At 74.8% G+C, this 18338-nt stretch carries 19 protein-coding genes; 8 read left to right on the top strand and 11 right to left on the bottom strand.

Translation table 11 applies throughout. From position 1 onward, the window contains the following. Positions 1–148: 148 nt before the first annotated feature. Positions 149–1438 carry an adenylosuccinate synthase gene (locus tag IEY94_RS09370; RefSeq protein WP_189169687.1) on the bottom strand — a complete coding sequence of 430 codons (1290 nt, stop codon included), beginning with the start codon at positions 1436–1438 and terminating at the stop codon, positions 149–151. 122 nt (positions 1439–1560) lie between these two features. On the opposite strand from IEY94_RS09370, the gene IEY94_RS09365 reads away from it, so the two are divergent. Then, a complete protein-coding gene (locus IEY94_RS09365; RefSeq protein WP_189169686.1) occupies positions 1561–2508 on the top strand; it encodes a hypothetical protein in 948 nt (315 codons plus the stop codon). Between the two features lie 1094 nt (positions 2509–3602). After that, positions 3603–5879, top strand: coding sequence for a chromosome partitioning protein (locus IEY94_RS09360; RefSeq protein WP_189169685.1), 2277 nt, complete (start codon positions 3603–3605; stop codon positions 5877–5879). Between the two features lie 163 nt (positions 5880–6042). Here IEY94_RS09360 and IEY94_RS09355 read toward each other — a convergent pair whose 3' ends face one another. From IEY94_RS09355 to IEY94_RS09345, 3 genes are all read right to left on the bottom strand, one after another. Then, positions 6043–6660 carry a DUF4360 domain-containing protein gene (locus IEY94_RS09355; RefSeq protein ID WP_189169684.1) on the bottom strand — a complete coding sequence of 206 codons (618 nt, stop codon included), beginning with the start codon at positions 6658–6660 and terminating at the stop codon, positions 6043–6045. A gap of 276 nt (positions 6661–6936) precedes the next feature. Then, positions 6937–7266: a divalent cation tolerance protein CutA gene (gene cutA / locus IEY94_RS09350; RefSeq protein ID WP_189169683.1), complete on the bottom strand. Its 330-nt coding sequence runs from the start codon at positions 7264–7266 to the stop codon at positions 6937–6939. Then, a complete protein-coding gene (locus IEY94_RS09345) occupies positions 7263–7682 on the bottom strand; it encodes a DUF3151 domain-containing protein (protein WP_189169682.1) in 420 nt (139 codons plus the stop codon). Before IEY94_RS09345 ends, cutA begins: the two co-directional genes overlap by 4 nt. A gap of 29 nt (positions 7683–7711) precedes the next feature. Here IEY94_RS09345 and IEY94_RS09340 point away from each other — a divergent pair, with 29 nt between their 5' ends. The 4 genes from IEY94_RS09340 to IEY94_RS09325 all read left to right on the top strand — a co-directional run bounded on the left by IEY94_RS09340 (position 7712) and on the right by IEY94_RS09325 (position 11468). Then, on the top strand, positions 7712–8905 hold the full coding sequence (locus IEY94_RS09340; protein ID WP_189169681.1) for an LOG family protein: 1194 nt from the start codon (positions 7712–7714) through the stop codon (positions 8903–8905). A 34-nt stretch (positions 8906–8939) separates the two neighbouring features. After that, on the top strand, positions 8940–9581 hold the full coding sequence (locus IEY94_RS09335; protein ID WP_189169680.1) for a PadR family transcriptional regulator: 642 nt from the start codon (positions 8940–8942) through the stop codon (positions 9579–9581). A gap of 153 nt (positions 9582–9734) precedes the next feature. After that, positions 9735–10703, top strand: coding sequence for an ATP-binding cassette domain-containing protein (locus tag IEY94_RS09330; protein ID WP_189169679.1), 969 nt, complete (start codon positions 9735–9737; stop codon positions 10701–10703). 9 nt (positions 10704–10712) lie between these two features. Next, the gene (locus IEY94_RS09325) at positions 10713–11468 is read left to right on the top strand and encodes an ABC transporter permease (RefSeq protein WP_189169678.1); all 756 of its coding nucleotides are present in this window, start codon (positions 10713–10715) and stop codon (positions 11466–11468) included. Positions 11469–11517: 49 nt separating this feature from the next. Here IEY94_RS09325 and IEY94_RS09320 read toward each other — a convergent pair whose 3' ends face one another. From IEY94_RS09320 to fbaA, 4 genes are all read right to left on the bottom strand, one after another. After that, a complete protein-coding gene (locus IEY94_RS09320; RefSeq protein ID WP_229783496.1) occupies positions 11518–12201 on the bottom strand; it encodes a lipoprotein in 684 nt (227 codons plus the stop codon). A 198-nt stretch (positions 12202–12399) separates the two neighbouring features. Continuing rightward, a complete protein-coding gene (locus tag IEY94_RS09315; protein WP_189169676.1) occupies positions 12400–12561 on the bottom strand; it encodes a hypothetical protein in 162 nt (53 codons plus the stop codon). A 1-nt stretch (position 12562) separates the two neighbouring features. Beyond that, positions 12563–13636, bottom strand: coding sequence for a hypothetical protein (locus IEY94_RS09310; RefSeq protein WP_189169675.1), 1074 nt, complete (start codon positions 13634–13636; stop codon positions 12563–12565). Between the two features lie 148 nt (positions 13637–13784). Beyond that, positions 13785–14810: a class II fructose-bisphosphate aldolase gene (gene fbaA / locus IEY94_RS09305; protein ID WP_189169674.1), complete on the bottom strand. Its 1026-nt coding sequence runs from the start codon at positions 14808–14810 to the stop codon at positions 13785–13787. A 179-nt stretch (positions 14811–14989) separates the two neighbouring features. Between fbaA and IEY94_RS09300 the strand changes: the two genes are divergently transcribed. Then, positions 14990–15202 (top strand): hypothetical protein, encoded by a 213-nt coding sequence (locus IEY94_RS09300; protein ID WP_189169673.1) that lies wholly within the window; start codon positions 14990–14992, stop codon positions 15200–15202. Positions 15203–15222: 20 nt separating this feature from the next. On the opposite strand, the gene IEY94_RS09295 is transcribed toward IEY94_RS09300, so the two are convergent. From IEY94_RS09295 to IEY94_RS09285, 3 genes are read right to left on the bottom strand one after another with little or no spacing between them, the layout of a single operon-like run. Beyond that, positions 15223–15957, bottom strand: coding sequence for a hypothetical protein (locus IEY94_RS09295; RefSeq protein ID WP_189169672.1), 735 nt, complete (start codon positions 15955–15957; stop codon positions 15223–15225). A gap of 36 nt (positions 15958–15993) precedes the next feature. Beyond that, positions 15994–16650, bottom strand: coding sequence for a CoA transferase subunit B (locus IEY94_RS09290; protein WP_189169671.1), 657 nt, complete (start codon positions 16648–16650; stop codon positions 15994–15996). A gap of 28 nt (positions 16651–16678) precedes the next feature. After that, positions 16679–17449: a CoA transferase subunit A gene (locus tag IEY94_RS09285; RefSeq protein ID WP_189169670.1), complete on the bottom strand. Its 771-nt coding sequence runs from the start codon at positions 17447–17449 to the stop codon at positions 16679–16681. Positions 17450–17602: 153 nt separating this feature from the next. Here IEY94_RS09285 and IEY94_RS09280 point away from each other — a divergent pair, with 153 nt between their 5' ends. Beyond that, positions 17603–18268: a DedA family protein gene (locus tag IEY94_RS09280; RefSeq protein WP_189169850.1), complete on the top strand. Its 666-nt coding sequence runs from the start codon at positions 17603–17605 to the stop codon at positions 18266–18268. Positions 18269–18338 lie beyond the last annotated feature (70 nt).

Raw genomic sequence — 18338 nt, 5'->3', positions numbered from 1 at the left:
GGCAGCGTGCCGCCCGCCCCGCCGACCGCCAAGCGGGGTTATCCACAGCCTGTGGATAACCCCGCTCCTGTGGATAACCGACGACCGGACAACCAGCGACCCGGCCAACCGGCGTCTCGGACGGACCAGCGGCCGGACGACCAGCGGGTCAGAGCAGGTCGTGGCGCAGGACGTTCTCGTCCCGGGCCGGGCCAACCCCGATCAGCGAGACCCGCGCCCCGCACAGCTCCTCGATCCGGTCGATGTACGCCCGCGCGTTCGCCGGCAGGTCCGCCTCGCTGCGGGCGCCCGAGATGTCCTCGAACCAGCCCGGCAGCTCCTCGTAGATCGGGCGGGCGTGGTGGTAGTCGGTCTGCGTGGTCGGCATCTGCTCGACCCGCTCGCCGTCGATCTCGTACGCCACGCACAGCGGCACCGAGTCCAGCCCGGAGAGCACGTCGAGCTTGGTGATGCACAGGTCGGTGATCCCGTTGACCCGGACCGCGTACCGCGCCACCACCGCGTCGAACCAGCCGGTCCGCCGCTCCCGCCCCGTGGTCGTGCCGTACTCGCCGCCGATCTTGCGGATCCGCTCGCCCAGCTCGTCGTGCAGCTCGGTCGGGAACGGACCGGCGCCGACCCGGGTGGTGTACGCCTTCGACACCCCGATCACCCGGGTGATCGCCGTCGGCGGGATGCCCGCCCCCACGCACGCGCCGGCCGAGGTCGGGTTGGACGAGGTGACGAAGGGGTACGTCCCGTGGTCCATGTCCAGCATCGTGGCCTGGGCGCCCTCCAGGAACACGGTCTCGCCGCGGTCCAGCGCCCCCCACAGCAGCGAACGGGTGTCGGCGATGAACGGGCGCAGCCGCTCGGCGTACCCCAGGTACTCCTCCACCACCGCCTCGACCTCGATCGCCTTGCGGTTGTAGATCTTCTGCAGGGTCTGGTTCTTCTCCCGCAGCACCAGGTCGAGCTTCTTGCGCAGGATGCCGACGTCGAGCAGGTCCTGCACGCGGATGCCCATCCGCGCGACCTTGTCCCCGTACGCCGGCCCGATGCCGCGCCCGGTGGTGCCGATGCGGGAGCTGCCCAGGTACCGCTCGACCACGTGGTCCAGCGCCCGGTGGTGCGGCATGATCAGGTGGGCGTCGGCGGAGATCACCAGGCGGGCGGACACGTCCACGCCGCGCTGGGCGAGCCCGTCCAGCTCGGCCAGCAGGACCTTCGGGTCGATCACCACGCCGTTGCCGATGACGATGGTCGCGCTGGGCGACAGGGCGCCGGACGGCATGAGGTGCAGGGCGTACTTCTGGCCGTCCGGGGTGACCACCGTGTGACCGGCGTTGTTGCCGCCGGAGTAGCGCACGACGTAGTCGACGCGACTGCCGAGAAGATCCGTTACCTTGCCTTTGCCCTCATCGCCCCACTGCACACCGATGAGCACGATCGCTGCCATGTCATCTCACTTCCGTGCGGCTCGGGTGCCAGGTGGCGACCGGTCGGCGAGCCCGGTGTGCCAGGCTAACAACCCGGTCACCCGCCGGTGGCACATCCCTGGAGGCAGGAGGCGCAGCGGTCGTGCGCGACGTCGTGATTCTCACGCTGGGCGACGAGCCCCCGGGCGGCGGGTGTGCCGGCGGCTGCTGCGGCGACAGCGGCGGCTGCGGGTCCGACCGGCCGCGGGTGCCCGTCCTGGCGTGCGCGGAGGCGCTCACCGCGGCCGGCGCGACCGTACGCACCGTCACCGCCGCCTCGAACGAGGAGATCGACGCCGTCCTCGCCGACCTCGACGGCCCGGCCCGCCCGGACGGCCTGCCGTGGCCGGCGGCCGACGGGCCCCGGCTGGTCGTCGCCTCGGCCGCCGACGGGCAGCTCCGGGCCGTCGTGCGCCGGCTGGTCCGGCGGTACGCGCCGCCGCCGAGCCGCCGCCCCGCCGACCTGGCCGACACCCGTACCGTGCCCGACCTCGCCCCGATCGGCCTCCTGCCGCTGGCCGACAACCCGGCCGACCTGGCGGCGCAGCTCGGCCTGCCGCGCGACCCGGCCGCCGTCGCCGCCGCGGTGCTCGCCGGCGGCGCCCGGCGGCTGGACCTGCTGCGGACCGACAGCGGCTCGGTCACCCTCGACGGCGCGCTGCTCGGCGGCGCCGACGGCAACGGCCGCGCGCTGCCCTGGCGCGGCCGGGTCGAGGTGGACGACACCGTGCTGACCGACGGCGCCGACCCGGTGGCCGCGGCCGTCGTGGCGAACGCGGGCGGGTACGCGACCGTGGGCGGCGTCCCGCTGGTCCGGGCCGCCGACCCCGCCGACGGGACCGTCGAGGTCGCGGTGGCGATCCCGATCGTCGCGCGTGGACCGTTCGGGCGGCGCCGGGCCCGGGTGGAGGTGCGGCGGGCGCGCGGGCGCGCGGTCTCCGTGACCCCGGTCGGGGAGCTGCCGTACACCGACGACGGCGTCAGCGGGAACTTGACCAGGAAGCGGGCCTGGTGGATGGAGGCCGGCGCCTGGGCGGTGTACGCCGGCTGAAATTCTGTGCCACCCTTGGCCCGATGGACGGCGAGGGAGGGACAGCGGTGGAGCAGCCGTACACGCCGGCGGAGCGCCCCGAACCGGACTTCTGGCCACCCGACGTCGCACCGTCCGACGAGGACGCCGACGACGACCGCCCGGGGTGGAGCGCGGCGTCGCCGTGGTCGACGCCGCCGGGCACCGGGTCGCCGTGGGCGGACCCGCACGGCGGCGAGCGCCCGCCGCACCCGGCCAACATGCCGTCGATCGGCGTGGGTACGTCGACCCGGGCGCGGAAGGCGGAGCGGCGGACGGCACCGACGTTCGTGGGCGCGGCCTCCCCGATCCCGCCGGCCGCGGCGGCGCTGGATGTCGTACCGGCACCGGCGGCGACGGACGCCGCAGGGTCGCCGTCCGGCCGGCACGCCCTGGTACCCGCACCACGCACCGACCCGACCCCCGACGCCGGGGCCGGCACCGGCTCGACCGGCAACGCACTGCGCATCGGGACGGGTCCTACGGCGGACGGGGATGCGCCGATTCGCGCGACCGCACCGGTCGCAGCGGGCACACCGGCCGGTGTGGACAGCTCGGCGAGTGTTGCGGCGCCGGCAACCGCCCCGGTGCGCGCCGACGCAGCACCGGGTACCGGTGTACCCGTCAGCGGCGGCGCGGCGGCGAGCGCGGGCCGGGTCGACGCGGTGGCGGGTGCGGGTCCGGGCGGCGCGGCGGCGGGCGCGGGCGCAGCGGCGACCGTGGGCACGGCAACGGGTGCCGGCACGGCGGTGAGCGCGGGCGCAGCGAATGCGGGCGCAGCGGCGAGCGCGGGCGTGGCGAGCGTGGGCGCTGTGAGCGCGGGCGCTGTGAGCGCGGGCCTTGTGGGTGCGGGCGTGGCAGGGAACGCAGTCGCGGCCGTCCAGCCGGGTCTGCCCGGCGACGTGGCTCCCCCGGTGAACGCGACCCTGCCGGTCGACGCGACCCTTCCGGCCGACCTGGCTGTTCCGGCCGACATGGCTGTTCCGGTCGACATGGCTTGCCCTGTCGACGCGGCCCTCCCGGGTGACGCGGCTCGCCCGGTCGACGCGGCCGTTCCGGTTGATGCGGCCGTTCCGGTGGACGCCATCGCCACCGGGGCAGGGGGTGCGGCGGGGCGGGGTTCGCGTGGGAACGCAGAGCCGCTGCTGCCCCGGCGGACCCGGACGTCGCCCCTGCCGGCCGGGCAGCCCGACCAGCCGCTGCTCATCCCCGCCGGCCGGCGGGGCCAGCGCTCCGGCGACGACGCGGCGCTCTGGGCGGAGCCGGACGACGACGACCTCGTCCCCACCGACCCGTACGCCGGCCTGGCCGACCTCGCCGACCCGGAGGCCCACCCGGACGACGCCCCGACCGCCGCCGGCGCCTACGCCGCGCTGGCCGAGCCGGCCCCGGCCGGCCCCGACGTGTACGCCCGCATCGCCGACGCCGTCGGCCGCCGCCCCCACGAACCCCGCGAGTCCACCCCACCACCCCCGGCGGACACCGACCGCCTCGCCGCAGCGCTGGCCCCGGCAGCCGTCACCGCGCCGCGCACGCTGCCCGCGCCGACCGCCACCACCGACGCGAACAGCACCCCGCCTCCGGTACCGGCCACTGCGCGCACCGCGGCCGCCGCCCCGGCCACCGGCCCCGACCCGCTGCCGGCCGCCCTGCAACCGCCGGCGGCCGCGACTCCCGCCGGGCCGTATCCGGTACCGGTGGCCGTGGGCCCGGCAGCGGCGGTCCCGCCGGCGCGGCCGGTCGACACCGAGGTCTCGCTGCCCATCCCCGCCCTCTGGCCACCCGTGCCCGAGGCGGCCCACTCACTGCCCGGCGCTGCCGCCCACCCCGACAACGGCGGCGCCGGCGCCGCCCGGTCCGGCGACGGGCCCACCGCCGCCGGGGTCAACACCATCGGCGCCGCCACCGTCCGGAATCCGGCCAGCGCCGCGCCCACCGGCCCGAACGCCGCCGGCCGGCTCGCCGCTGATCCGAACGCCACAAGCCCGCTCGCCGCCGATCCGAACGCAGCGGGCCCGACCGCCGTCCATCCGAACGCGACAGGCCCGAACAGCCCGGGTACCGCCGCACCCGGCACCCCCCTCGCCGCCGCGCGTCCGCCGACGGCCCCGACCCGGCCGGCCGGCGCGCCCGCGACAACCGCCGCCGCAGCACCGCCCGCCGCACCGACGCCCGGTCAACCCGCCGCCGCAGGCCCCGCCGCCCCGAGCCGGCCGGCCGGCCCCCGGCACGCCGCCGCCGAGGAGCCGACGCCCCCCAGCGGCTACACCCTGTACGGCACGCCCGCCGCCGGCCCCGGTACCGCCGGCGCCGGTACCGCAGACGCCGGCCACACCGCGCGGCGCCGCGCGGTCCGCGCCGCGCCCGCCCCCCTCCCCGGCGCCGGCGTCTTCGACCCGCGGACCGAGCTGGACGTCCGCCCGGTGCCCACCGCCGACGACTTCGCCCGCCGCCGCGCCGCTCGCCCCGCCGACCCGCTCGCCACCACCGGCGCCAGGGCGGCCGTCCGGCGGGCGACGCTCGGCCTGGTCAAGCTCGGGCCGGGTACCCGCGAGCTGGAGCACCGGCGGTACGTCGAGACCGTCCGGCGGAACTTCGGCGGGCTGCGCCAGGTGACCGTGGTCAACCCGAAGGGCGGCGCCGGGAAGACCGTGGCGGTGCTGCTGTCGGCGATGACGTTCGGCCAACACCGGGGCGGGTACGTCCTGGCCTGGGACAACAACGAGACCCAGGGCACCCTCGGCATGCGGGCGCAGCAGGACTTCCACTCGCGGACGGTCCGGGACCTGCTGCGCGACCTGGAGCAGTTCGCCGGGGCGCAGGGGCGGGTGGGCGACCTGTCGCAGTACGTCCGCGCGCAGGGCGAGGGCATGTTCGACGTGCTGGCCTCGGACGAGTCCGCGACGGCCGGCGAGATGCTGACGGCGCGGGCGTTCGCGGAGCTGCGCGAGGTGGTGTCCCGGTTCTACAAGCTGATCTTCGTGGACACCGGCAACAACGTCCGGGCGGAGAACTGGCAGGCCGCGATCGACGCGACCGACCAGCTCGTCGTGACGATGTCCGCGCGCAACGACTCGGCGGAGCCGGCGGCCCGGATGCTGGACCACCTCGAGCAGACCGGCCGGCGGCGGCTGGTCCGGCAGGCCGTCACCGTGGTGTCGATGCCGCCGACCCGCAAGGACATCGACCTGCCGGCGATCCAGGAGCACTTCGCGGCGCGGACCCGGGCGGTGCTGCTGGCGCCGTACGAGAAGCTGGTGGACTCGGGCGAGCCGGTCCGGTACGGGCAGCTCACCCACGCCTCGAAGGACGCCTGGCTCCGCATCGCCGCCGCCGTCGCCGAGGGCCTCTGACCGCGGTCGGCAGCGGCTGACCGTCCGGTGGCCGGCGGCCGCGGCCGGGCCGGCAGCAGTGGCGCGGCCCGGGTGCGCGGCCGCGGCGAGGAGCTTCATCGGTACCCCCGAGGGTGTGCTGGCGCCGCCCGCGGGGTCTTCCGACCCCGCGGGCGGCGGTCGTTCAGCAGCGGCGGAACTTCAGTTCCGCGGTCAGGCCGCGGCGCTCGTTGAGCTGGAGTTCACTGCTGCCGCCGGTGCCCTTGGCCTCGACGAACACCTGGGCGTTGATGTTCAGCGCCCGGTTCGCGTCGCACTCGGACCAGTTGCCGTGCTGCCGGTCGTACGAGTCGAACTCGTCGTCGTACGGGCCGGACAGGTCGTTGCGCGCCTCGCCGGTCGACGGCAGCCCGGCGTGCCAGTGCGTCGCGATCGCCGTGCCGGTGGCACCGCGCTTCAGCGTCGCGTACCCGCTCATCGAGAGCCGGCCGATGGCGTACTGCCAACCCTCGTCCACTCGCAGCTTCAGGTTGGTGACGCAGTTGTGCCGCTCGCTGGACGGTTCCCCGCTGCCGCCCGCCCGGACACTGAGCCGTTCGTAGTTCACCTTGATGCGGTCCCCGTCGAGGGACGCGCGCGCGTCGCCGCGCTTCGGGCACCCGGAGCCCTCGTACACCGCCGAGGCGATCTCGACGTTCGGCTCGTCGGCGGCCGCGGCGACCGGCGCGGCGACGCCGATAGCCACGAGCAGAACCGCCGTCGCGCCGATGGATCGTGCGGCCTTGCGCACAACCGGATTCATGACACTCCCCAATGGTTAATTGGATTGGGCCTTGCCGACCCCAGCTTCGGCCGGCCCGGTCGGAAGGTTAGGGAGTGACCACGGGACATCGAAAGATGCCGACGCACGTTGTGGAGAAAGGTGCCGCCGGCCCCGGCACGAACGACCGATAGCCGATCGGGCAGTTGATCTGAATCGATTCGATCAGCGACATCGCCGCAGCTAGACCATCACGTCGACCCGGCGGACAACCATCATGCGGGGACTCGCGCGGGCGTTACCGCGCGGGCGCGAGTATCACAGTGGACGGACGGTGCCCGCCTCGACCCGGGCCAGGTACTCCGGGTCGCCGGTGAGGATCGGGGTCACCACGATCGCGGCGTCCGGCTGCGCAGTGCGCACATATGCAACGAGTCGGGGGTACGCCTCCTCGGTGGTGTCGGCCACCCACTCCCACTCGCGCGCCACCCGGATCGCGTCGCCGTCGCGGTACGTCGTGGCGACCGGGCCGCCGACCCGGACGGCCGCGGCCAGCCCCGCCGCGACGGCGTCCCGGGCCAGCGCGGCGGCCCGGTCGGGGTCGCCGACCGCCGCGCGGACCCGGCAGCAGGCCGGCTCCTCGGTCACGCCGAGGCCAGCGCGTCCGCCGCCGCGGGGTCGCAGTCGCGGAGGAAGTCCGCGCAGCGGGCGGCCTCGTCCGCCTCGCCGATCCCGCCGGCGGCCCGGGCGAGCTGGTGCAGGCAGCGCAGGAAGCCGCGGTTCGGCTCGTGCGCCCACGGCACCGGGCCGTGGCCCTTCCAGCCGTGCCGGCGGAGCTGGTCCAGGCCGCGGTGGTAGCCGGTGCGGGCGTACGCGTACGCGGCCACCGGCTCGCCCGCCGCCGCGGCCCGGGCGGCCAGCGCGGCCCAGGCGTCGCTGTGGCCGGGGTGGGCGCCGGCCGCCGCCGCGTACGCCGCGTCGGTGTCGGCGGCGGCGAGCGCCGCCGCCGCGGCCGGATCGGCGGCGAGCAGCGTCGCGGGCGGGGGCGGGAGAAGGTTCTGCATGCCGCCATTGAACCAGGCACAATGCCGACATGCCGACCCCACCGCCACCGGACGTGACGGCGCTGCGCGACACCGCCGCGGCCGAGGTGGAGAGCGCCGCCGAGCTGGCCGAACGCCTCGGCGCCGGCGGCCTGGCCGGGCTGACCGTGCAGGGCGTCCGGGTCGAGGCCGACCTGTCCGGCGTCGAGGTGGCCGACGCGCTGTTCCTCTGCTGCGACTTCGCCGACCCGGCCGCCGAGGCCGACGTGGTCCGGCGCGGCGCGCACGTCCTGCACGGCTTTCCGGAGCTGCCGTACCGGTGCCAGCCGCCCGGCCTGTACACCGCCGACGAGCTGGCCGCCGGGTTCGCCGCGGGCGGGTTCGCCGGCATGCTGGACAGCCGGGTGTACGCCCACTACCGGGCGGCCGGCGGGGCGACGCCGCCGGTCCGGGAGGCGCTGGCGCAGCGGGTGCACGACCACGGCGTCGACAACGCGCTGGCCGACGCGACCCGGACCTGGCTGGACCGGCACGGCCCGGGCGCGATCGTCGGGATCATGGGCGGGCACGCCGAGCCGCGGGGCAGCGCCGCGTACCGGATGGCGGCCGTGCTGGGCCGGGACCTGACCCGGGCCGGCAAGCTGGTCGTCACCGGCGGCGGGCCGGGGGTGATGGAGGCGGCGAACCTCGGCGCGTACCTCGCCGACCACGGGCCGGACGCCCTCGGCGCCGCGATCGACCGGCTGGCCGCGCACCCGGACTTCACCGACCACGACGCGTACACGGCGGCGGCGCTGGCGGTTCGCGCGGCGTACCCGGCGCCGGCCACCGACGACCCGGACGGCTGGGCCCGGGCGGGCGGGCTGTCGATCCCCACCTGGCTGTACGGGCACGAGCCGGCCAACCTGTTCGCCGGCCGGATCGCCAAGTACTTCTCCAACGCGATCCGGGAGGACACGATCCTGCGGCTGGCCCGCGGCGGGATCGTCTTCGCCGCCGGCCGGGCGGGCACCGTGCAGGAGGTGTTCCAGGCGGCGACCAAGACCTTCTACGGCACCGACGGGGTCAGCGGCGCGTACGTCTTCCTGGACCGGCACTTCTGGACCCACACGCTGCCGATCGAGGCGCTGCTGCGGCCGCTGCTCGGGCTGTCCCCGGCCGGCGACCTGTCCACCACGATCCACATCACCGACGACGTGCGCGAGGCGGTGGCCGTGCTCACCGGGGGCCGCGGGGCCGCGTGAGATCATCGCCGGGGACCGGCGAGGGGCGGTGGGCATGGCCAACGACACGCGGCTGCTCATGCTCGGGGCGGTCAAGCTGTTCGAGCCGGTCAACGGGTACCAGATCCGCCGCGAGCTGGTCTCGTGGTCGGTCGAGGAGTGGGCCAACATCCGGCCCGGCTCGATCTACTCCGCGCTGGCGACGCTGACCAAGCAGGGGATGCTGGCCCGGCACGAGGTGCCGGAGGGCGGCCGGTCGGTGGCGGTGTACACGCTGACGGCCGCCGGGCAGGCGGAGTTCGACCGGCTGTACGCGGCGGCGGTGACCGCGCCGGACCGGTCCTCGTCCACGGCGATGCAGGCGGCGGTCGCGCTGATCCCGCTCGTGCCCCGGCCGCGCTTCGCCGAGCTGCTGGCCGAGCGGGTGCGCGCGCTGGCCGAACGGCGCGCCGCCGACGCCGCGCGGTCCGGCGCCACTGCCGGTGCCGTACCGGGGCATGTCGCCCAGCTCGCCGCATGGTGGGCGGAGTCGACCGCGGTCGAGGAGGCGTGGTGCCGGCAGCTCCTGGACCGGGTCCGCGCGGGTGAACTGACCTTCGCCGGCGAGCCGTGGGACTGGACACCGGCGCCGGACGACCCGGGCTGGCAGATCCACCGGGACCACGAGCACTACCGGCGCGTCCTGAATCTCGGCTGAATTCCGCCGGGCGCCCGGCCGAACCGGTGTTTCTGTCGTACCCGGCGGGAATGCTGCGCGCCGGCGGGCCGGTTAATGGCCTTGACAGGGCAGTATTCAAACTTGAACACTGCCCACCGAACGTGACTACCCACTTGGCAGGAGGCGGCACGAGTGATTCGCGCCAGAGGTCTGGTCCAGACCTTCCAGAGCCGGCAGGGTCGGGAGAAGACCGAGGTACGCGCCGTGGACGGCGTGGACCTGGATGTCGCCGAGGGCGAGATCGTCGGCTTCCTCGGCCCCAACGGCGCCGGCAAGACCACTACGTTGCGTATGTTGACCACGCTGCTGCGGCCGACGGCCGGCGAGGCGACGGTGGCCGGGTACGACGTGGTGAAGGACTCGAAGCAGGTCCGCCGGTCGATCGGCTACGTGTCGCAGAGCGGCGCCACCGGCAGCGTCGCCCGGGCGGGCGACGAGGTGATCGACCACGGCATGCTGTACGGGCTCAGCCAGGCCGAGGCCCGCAGCCGCGGGCAGGAGCTGTTCACCCGGTTCGAGCTGGACGGCCTGTGGTCCCGGCAGCCCAAGACGCTGTCCGGCGGCCAGCGGCGCCGGCTGGACATCGTGATGGGGCTGATCCACGTACCTCAGTTGATCTTCCTGGACGAGCCCACGACGGGCCTGGACCCGCAGGCCCGGGCGAACCTGTGGCAGCACATCCGCGCCCTGCGCGACCAGCGCGGCACGACGGTGTTCCTGACCACGCACTACCTGGACGAGGCCGACGCGCTCAGCGACCGGATCATCGTCATCGACCACGGCAGGATCGTCGCCTCGGACACCCCGGACAACCTCAAGACCCGGGTCGCCGGCGACGCCGTCGACCTCGAGGTCAGCGACCCCGACCGGGTCGCCGCGGTGGCGGCCGCGCTGGAGGCCGTCGCCGACCCGGACGACAAGGTCACCGTCGACGGCCGGCACATCCGCGGCCGGATCCGGCAGGCGGGCACGGCCGTGCCGGGCCTGCTGCGCGAACTGACCCGGGCGAACATCGAGCTGACCAGCATCGAGGTCCGCCGCCCCACGCTCGACGACGTGTTCCTCGCGCTGACCGGCCGGTCGCTGCGCGACGGCGAATGAGAGGCAGCGATGCTGTTCCTGCGTGAGAGCTTCATCGTGTTCCGCCGGCAACTGCGGATGAACCTGCGCAACCCGGCGTGGGTGCTGATCGGCGCGTTCCAGCCGGTGCTGTACCTGCTGCTGTTCGGCCCGCTGCTCGAACCGCTGACCGCGCAGTTCGGGGCGACGAACGCGTACACGTTCTTCGTCCCCGGCATGCTCGTCCAGCTCGGCATCTTCGGCGCGTTCTTCGCCGGCTTCGGCCTGATCGCCGAGTGGCGCGACGGCGTGGTGGAGGCCGAGCGGGTCACCCCGGCCAGCCGGACCGCGCTGCTCATGGGCCGGCTGTGGCGGGACCTGCTGCAACTGCTGTTCCAGGCGCTGATCCTGGTCGGCCTCGGGTACGTGCTCGGCATGCGCGCCCCCTGGGACGGCATCGTCGCCGGCGTCCTGCTGACGCTGCTGGTCGGCGGCGCGTGCGCGGCGGCGTCCAACGCGCTCGCCCTGACGACCAAGAGCGAGGACGTCATGGCGCCGGTGATCAACGTGGTCATGATGCCGGTCCTGCTGCTGTCGGGCATCCTGCTGCCGATGTCGCTCGGGCCGGGCTGGCTGGAGACCGCCAGCGACTACATGCCGGTCAAGCACATCGTGAACGCGGTGCGCGACTCGTTCGCCGGCCGGTTCACCACGGACGCCTTCCTCTGGGGTTCGCTGTGGACGGTCGCGCTGTTCGCCCTCGCGGTCTGGTGGGGTACCCGCACCTTCCGCAAGGAGAACGCCTGAGCTGAGCCCGCTGCGGGGCGCCCGGCCGGGCGCCCCGCAGCGGTCGGCCCTACCGCCCGCCCATCGTGCCGCGGGCCAGCACCAGGCCGGCGAGCAGGTCCTTGTGCAGGTCCTCGTCCAGCCCGCCGATCTGCATCAGCACCGGGCGCTCGGCCGCGGTCACCAGCAGCGCCCGCCGCGGCATCGTCTCGCCGAGCGCCTCGACGTGCTCGCCCCAGGTCACCTCCAGCGCCGGTACCCCGTCGACGGTCACCGGCCGGTCCGCCCGGCCGCGCACGTTCGCCTTCTCCGGCGCGAGGTACGCGTCCGCCGCCCCGGTCAGGTCCGTCGCCGGCTCGTCCGCGCGCATGATGCGCACCAGCCCGATCAGCCCGGCCGACTTCGCGTCCAGCTCGCAGACCAGCGTGAACCCGCCCTGCTTGCCCAGCTCGGCCAGCTCCCCCTCGACCTTGACCGGCTTGGCCTTCCACCCCTTCGGCGCGGTGAAGGTCACCGGGAGCCCGCACGGCGTACCGGTGCCGGCGCCGATCCGCGCACCGGCCGCGGCGGGGCGGACCTCGTCGTACCAGGGCTTGCCGGGCTTCGCTGCCGCGCTGGGCGACGCCACCGGCCCGCTCGCGACGAACGTCGGCGAGCCGGCGGGCGGCAGCACCTTCGCCGAGTCCCCGCCGCACCCCGCCAGCGCCGCCGTCGCCACCACCGCCGCGGCCGGGCCGCCCCACATCCGGTTCATCACGCGCACTCCACACCCCTCGAAAATCGACGGGCGTGAACGTATCCCGGATCGCCCGCCGGCGAAGTCGGGAATCCGACAGCCGGCGCGCGGATATCCGCCAACCGCCTGCTTTCCCGCCGCCGGTCCGCTGCGGCGGGCGTCTGTCCACGTCGGAGGTGGCGGCCCGACCGGCGGTGGTGGCGCGGGCGGGCCTGGTCAGCGGCGGTCGCGGCCGATCAGGAGCAGGACGCCGATCCCGGCCAGGGCGATCCCCACCCCGATCACCGCCACCACCCCCGGCCGGGCCACCCCGCTCGGCGGCAGCGACCCGGCGGCCGGCGCGAGCCGGATCCCGAGGGCGAACGCGTACAGCGACATCTCAGGACCCCGGCCGGCCGCGCCGGTTCACGGCCATCCGGAGCAGCACCACACCCAGCCCGCACAGCGCCGCCCCGATGACGATCCAGTCCGCGGCGCGCCGCCCGGTCACCGGCAGCGCCTGCGCCGCGGCGCCGAGCAGCCCGGCGTCCAGCCGGTGCCGCTCCCCGGCGACCGCGGTGAGGGTGGCCAGCCCGAACGTCCCCTCGGCGATCGCGGTGTAGTCCGAGTCCCGGTCGCCGGGCCCCGCGTGCGGGGTGGTCAGCGAGGTCGCGGGCTGCAGGGTGTCGGACCCGCGGTCGTACCGCGACAGCACCACCGCCACCACCATCGGCCCGGGGTCGAGCGGCCCGAAGTCGTACCGCCCGTCCGGCCCGCTGGTGGTCGAGTCCAGCTCGGCCTGCTCGTAGCCGGGCATCCGGCCGCGGGTGTACTCGCGCAGGCTGGCCACCGCGGCGCCGCGCTGGGCGGCCGGCGGCATCGGGTCGGCGAGCGCGTAGTTGAACGCCCACACCCGCACGCCGGGCAGGCCCGGCTCGTCCGCGTCGCGGCGGCCGTCGTGGTCGCGGTCGTCCCAGACGACCCCGCTGATGCGTACCTTCGCCGCCCGGGCCACGCCGGCCCCGGAGGCGGACGCGCTCGGCGCGGGGACGCCGGCGCGCCGGGCGACGGGGTCCGGGGTGCCGGCCGGGTCGGCGGGTGCCGCGGCGGCGGGGCCGGGGACGCGGCGCGGTCCGCCGGACGAGGACGGGGCCGGGGCCGGGGCGGCGGTCGGGCCGCCGTTGCCCGGTCCGGGGTCGGGCTCGGGGCCGCCGGGCTGGGTGTCGGGCGGGTCGTCGGCGGGCGGGTCGCCGCCGGGCGGGGTGTCGGGCGCCGGGTCGGCGCCGGGTCCGTCGGGCCCGGTCTCGGCGACCAGCCGCAACGCCGGCAGCGGGACGGCGGCGGGTGCGGCACCCGCCCCGGCAACCGGCGGCGGGGCGGGTGCCGGGGCCGCGAGCGGCGCGGCCGGGGCGGTGAACAGGAGCGCCGCGGTCGGCGCGAGCAGTGCGGCGGGGACGGTGCGGGTGCGCGGCATAGGCTCCCCCGACTCCAATCGGTGTTCATCCGACCGGTCTTGAATCGGACAAACAGGGAGCTTAGGGAACTTTTCGGTCACGCTCCGGTAGGCGGCGGGGTGACGTCCGGCGACATTCGGCCGGATGTCACCCCGTCGATCCCGTTACCTACTTGCTCAGCGTCGTGCCCGTCGAGCGCAGATCCTCGCAGCCGCGGACGACCCGGGCGGCCATGCCCTGCTCGGCGGCCTTGCCCCAGGACCGCGGGTCGTACAGCTTCTTGTTGCCGACCTCGCCGTCGATCTTCAGCACGCCGTCGTAGTTGCCGAACATGTGCGCCGCGACCGGGCGGGTGAACGCGTACTGCGTGTCGGTGTCGATGTTCATCTTGACCACGCCGTAGTCGACCGCCGAGCGGATCTCCTCCAGCAGCGAGCCCGAGCCGCCGTGGAACACCAGCGCCAGCGGCTTCTCCTTGTTGTACTTCGCGCCGACCGCGTCCTGGATCTCCTTCAGGATCTCCGGCCGCAGCTTCACGTTGCCCGGCTTGTACACGCCGTGCACGTTGCCGAACGTCAGCGCCGCCATGTACCGCCCGCGCTCGCCCAGGCCGAGCGCCTCGACCATGGCCAGCCCGTCCTCGACGGTCGTGTACAGCTTCTCGTTGATCGCGTTCTCGACGCCGTCCTCCTCGCCGCCGACGACGCCGACCTCGATCTCCAGGACCACGTTCGCCGCGGCCGAGGCGGCCAGCAGCTCCTCGGCGATCTCCAGGTTCTCCTTCAGCGGTACGGCCGACCCGTCCCACATGTGCGACTGGAACAGCGGCGCGCCGCCGTGGGCCACCCGCTCCCGGGACAGCGCCAGCAGCGGCCGGACGAACCCGTCCAGCTTGTCCTTCGGACAGTGGTCGGTGTGCAGCGCGATGTTCACCGGATACTTCCTCGCCACCTCCGCGGCGAACGCCGCGAACGCGGCCGACCCGGTCACCATGTCCTTGACCGTCGGCCCGGACAGGTACTCGGCCCCGCCGGTCGACACCTGGATGATGCCGTCGCTCTCCGCCTCGGCGAAGCCGCGCAGCGCGGCGTTCAGCGTCTGCGACGACGTCACGTTGATCGCCGGGTACGCGAACGCGCCGGCCCGGGCGCGGTCGAGCATCTCGGCGTACACCTCGGGGGTAGCGATGGGCATGAACGCGCTCCTGTCCACTCGTACGGCCGTTTGGCCGCAGTATGCCACCCGCGCCGGCCCGGGGCCGGGGCCCTGTTTACCGGTACGGCGTCTCGGGGACGCACACCACCCGTACCGTGGGAGGCGACTGCCCGGCGGACGCGCCGCGCGCCGGGGCACCGCGCCGGGAGGAGTGCGCCATGACCCAGCAGTACGAGGACCTGACCCCGCCCGACCACCTGGACCCGGCGGAGCGCGACCTCGAGGCCCCCGCCGCCGACGCCATCGAACAGGCGTTCCCCGCGAACCCGGCGGACGCGCCCGAGGAGCTGCCCGGCTCGCCGGAGGCGAACGAGTGGGACGCGGCCGAGCAGGCCCGCGTCGTCGACCTGGACGACGACTACGACCGCTGAGGGCGCCCGCGGGCGCCTCGCTACGGGTCGCCGGCGGGCGGCGGGTTCAGCACGTCGGCGCCGCGGCTGACGACGTCGCCCGGCGCCGCCGGTACCGCCTCCAGGCCCGGCGCGGCCAGCACCGCCTCGATGCACGCCCGGCTCCCGCCCACGTAGGTCGAGACCAGGTCGACGTCCGTGGACACGCACCACGCCCGGTCCGCCGGCCACCACAGCGTCGGCAACTGGACGGACAGAGCGTCGTCCGCCAGCGACGTGGTCGCCGCCCGCAGCGGCCCGGTCAGCACCTTCTCCTCCCGGCGCAGCGCGAAGGTCGGCAGCCGCTCGACGTCGGGGTGCAGGTTGAACCCCTCCCACACCGCGAACCAGCACCGGTCCGGCGTCGCCGTGTGCGCGGCGAGCACGCCGGCCAGCGCCGCCGCCTCGGCGGGCAGCAGCGTGCCCCACTCCGGCATCGCGTCCCACAGGCCGGGCTGGTGGGTGTTGCCGTCGTAGTACTCGTACCGCCCGGTGATCGACTCCCACTGCGCCAGCGAGTGCAGGGTCCGGCCGTTGGCCCGGGCGACGTGCGCCCACGACACCGGCCACTCGTCGCGGCCGACCGACGCCGGGTGCAGGACGCGCGCATACGCGGCGAAGCCGGCGGGCAGCAGCAGCGGCACGACGGTGTACCCGTCGAACGGCGCGTCGCGCGCGAACCAGCCGCCCGCGCCGCCGTCGTCCCCGCTGCCCGTCAGCTCGCCGATCCGGATCACCGGTCCAGTGTCGGCCGGCCGGCGGGCCGGGGTGCGCTAGATCCGCATCTCCGGCACGTCGCCCTCGACGGTCACGTCCGGCTCCGTCTTCTCCCGTACCTCGTCCACCGTCACGCCCGGCGCCACCTCACGCAGCACCAGCCCCGCCGGCGTCACGTCGAGCACCGCCAGGTCGGTGATGATCCGCTGGACGACGCCCAGCCCGGTGTACGGCAGCGAGCACTTGTTGACGATCTTGTAGTCGCCGTTGCGGGCCACGTGCTCCATCAGCACGACGACGTGCTTGGCGCCGTGCACCAGGTCCATCGCGCCGCCCATGCCCTTGACCATCTTGCCGGGGATCATCCAGTTGGCGATGTCCCCGCCGGCCGACACCTGCATCGCGCCGAGGATCGCCGCGTCGACCTTGCCACCGCGGATCATGCCGAAGGACAGCGCCGAGTCGAAGTACGCCGCCCCCTTGCGCACGGTCACGGTCTCCTTGCCGGCGTTGATCAGGTCGGCGTCCTCGTCCCCGTCGTACGGGTACGGGCCCACGCCGAGGATGCCGTTCTCCGACTGGAGCACGATCTCCACGTCGTCCGGCACGTAGTTGGGGACCAGCGTCGGCAGGCCGATGCCCAGGTTGACGTACGAGCCGTCGGTCAGCTCGGCCGCCGCGCGGGCCGCCATCTGCTCACGGGTGAGTGCCATGATCGACTCTCTTTCTGCCGGGCCGGGGCTAGGACGCGTCGGGACGGGGACGGACGGTGCGGCGCTCGATCCGCTTATCGGCGGCCTGCTCCGGCGTCAGCACGACGACCCGCTGGACGAAGATGCCCGGCACGTGCACGTCGTTCGGCGGCAGCTCGCCGACCTCGACCAGCTCCTCGACCTCGCAGATCGTGATCCGGCCGGACATCGCGCACAGCGGGTTGAAGTTGCGCGCCGAGTCGCGGAAGACCAGGTTGCCCTGGCGGTCGCCGCGCCACGCCCGGATCAGGCCGAAGTCGCAGGCGATGCCCTCCTCCAGCACGTACTCGTGCGCGCCGAACGTCCGCACCTCCTTCGGCGGGGAGGCCACGGCGATGCTGCCGTCGGACGCGTACTTCCACGGCAGGCCGCCGTCGGCGACCTGGGTGCCGACGCCGGTCCGGGTGAAGAAGCCGGCGATGCCGGCGCCGCCGGCGCGCAGCCGCTCGGCCAGCGTGCCCTGCGGGGTCAGCTCGACCTCCAGCTCGCCGGACAGGTACTGCCGCTCGAACTCCTTGTTCTCCCCGACGTACGAGCTGGTCATCCGCCGGATGCGCTTGTCCCGCAGCAGCAGGCCGAGCCCCCAGTCGTCGACGCCGCAGTTGTTCGAGACGACGGAGAGATCGGTGGTGCCGCGGGCCAGCAGCGCCTGGATGAGCGCGCTCGGGATGCCGCAGAGCCCGAAGCCGCCCACCGCGAGGCTGGCGCCGTCGGGGATGTCGGCGACCGCGTCGGCGGCGCTGGAGACGACCTTGTCCATTCGGTGCCCCTCCTCAGGTCCGTACCGACGCGAACTCTATCGGTCGCGACCCCCCGCGGGCAGGCCCGTCCGACGAGCCTGCGGGAGCGCGGCGCGACCCGGGTACGCTGGGTCGCCGTGGATACCGAGCAGACCCGTGCCGTCGCCGACCAGATGGCGATCAACCCCCTCGACCCCAAGGCGCTGATCCAGACGTTCGGGCAGATCGGCATCTGGGCGATCCTCTTCGCCGAGACCGGGCTGCTGATCGGCTTCTTCCTGCCCGGCGACTCGCTGCTGTTCCTCGCCGGCCTGGCGGCCACCCCGATCGCGGACGCCGCCGTCGGCACCCGGCTGTCGCTGGGCCTGCTGCTGGTGGGGGCGCCGATCGCGGCCATCGTCGGCGCGCAGCTCGGGCACTACCTCGGCGCGCGGTACGGGCGCCGGATGTTCGACCGCCCGGACTCCCGGCTGTTCAAGCGGGAGTACGTGGACAAGGCCGAGTTCTACTTCAACAAGTACGGCCCGGGCAAGGCCGTGGTGCTGGCGCGGTTCATCCCGATCGTGCGCACGTTCCTGAACCCCGTGGCCGGGATGCTCGGGATGCCGGCGCGCCGGTTCCTGCTGTGGAACGTGATCGGCGCGATCCTGTGGACCGACGGGCTCATTCTCGCCGGGTACCTGCTCGCCGAGCAGATCACCAAAGTCATCGCGCCCGAGCGGATCGATCGCTACATCCTGCCGGCGGTCGCATTGATCATCGTAATTTCGATCTTGCCGATCGCGGTCGAACTGCTGCGTGAGCGCCGGGCCCGCCGGGTCAACGCCGACGGGAAATAGCGATAACCACCGGGGCCGTCCCCTGGCGATCCCGCCTGGCGCCTCCCCAGTAGCGCCGGGCGGGACCGCC

The organism is Pilimelia anulata (assembly GCF_014647895.1).
Taxonomy (GTDB): domain Bacteria; phylum Actinomycetota; class Actinomycetes; order Mycobacteriales; family Micromonosporaceae; genus Pilimelia; species Pilimelia anulata.
The sequence above is the reverse complement of the archived record's forward strand: the minus strand, read 5'-3'. Positions and strand labels throughout refer to the sequence as shown.

What these genes read in the sequence shown, in the direction of transcription:
- IEY94_RS09310 (WP_189169675.1), bottom strand. Translation starts at nt 13,636, where the DNA reads ATGCCGCGCACCCGCACCGTCCCCGCCGCACTGCTCGCGCCGACCGCG.
- IEY94_RS09340 (WP_189169681.1), top strand. Translation starts at nt 7,712, where the DNA reads ATGCCGACCCCACCGCCACCGGACGTGACGGCGCTGCGCGACACCGCC.
- IEY94_RS09370 (WP_189169687.1), bottom strand. Translation starts at nt 1,438, where the DNA reads ATGGCAGCGATCGTGCTCATCGGTGTGCAGTGGGGCGATGAGGGCAAA.
- IEY94_RS09285 (WP_189169670.1), bottom strand. Translation starts at nt 17,449, where the DNA reads ATGGACAAGGTCGTCTCCAGCGCCGCCGACGCGGTCGCCGACATCCCC.
- IEY94_RS09335 (WP_189169680.1), top strand. Translation starts at nt 8,940, where the DNA reads ATGGCCAACGACACGCGGCTGCTCATGCTCGGGGCGGTCAAGCTGTTC.
- IEY94_RS09325 (WP_189169678.1), top strand. Translation starts at nt 10,713, where the DNA reads ATGCTGTTCCTGCGTGAGAGCTTCATCGTGTTCCGCCGGCAACTGCGG.
- IEY94_RS09320 (WP_229783496.1), bottom strand. Translation starts at nt 12,201, where the DNA reads ATGAACCGGATGTGGGGCGGCCCGGCCGCGGCGGTGGTGGCGACGGCG.
- IEY94_RS09280 (WP_189169850.1), top strand. Translation starts at nt 17,603, where the DNA reads ATGGCGATCAACCCCCTCGACCCCAAGGCGCTGATCCAGACGTTCGGG.
- IEY94_RS09345 (WP_189169682.1), bottom strand. Translation starts at nt 7,682, where the DNA reads ATGCAGAACCTTCTCCCGCCCCCGCCCGCGACGCTGCTCGCCGCCGAT.
- IEY94_RS09290 (WP_189169671.1), bottom strand. Translation starts at nt 16,650, where the DNA reads ATGGCACTCACCCGTGAGCAGATGGCGGCCCGCGCGGCGGCCGAGCTG.
- IEY94_RS09355 (WP_189169684.1), bottom strand. Translation starts at nt 6,660, where the DNA reads ATGAATCCGGTTGTGCGCAAGGCCGCACGATCCATCGGCGCGACGGCG.
- fbaA (WP_189169674.1), bottom strand. Translation starts at nt 14,810, where the DNA reads ATGCCCATCGCTACCCCCGAGGTGTACGCCGAGATGCTCGACCGCGCC.
- IEY94_RS09315 (WP_189169676.1), bottom strand. Translation starts at nt 12,561, where the DNA reads ATGTCGCTGTACGCGTTCGCCCTCGGGATCCGGCTCGCGCCGGCCGCC.
- IEY94_RS09300 (WP_189169673.1), top strand. Translation starts at nt 14,990, where the DNA reads ATGACCCAGCAGTACGAGGACCTGACCCCGCCCGACCACCTGGACCCG.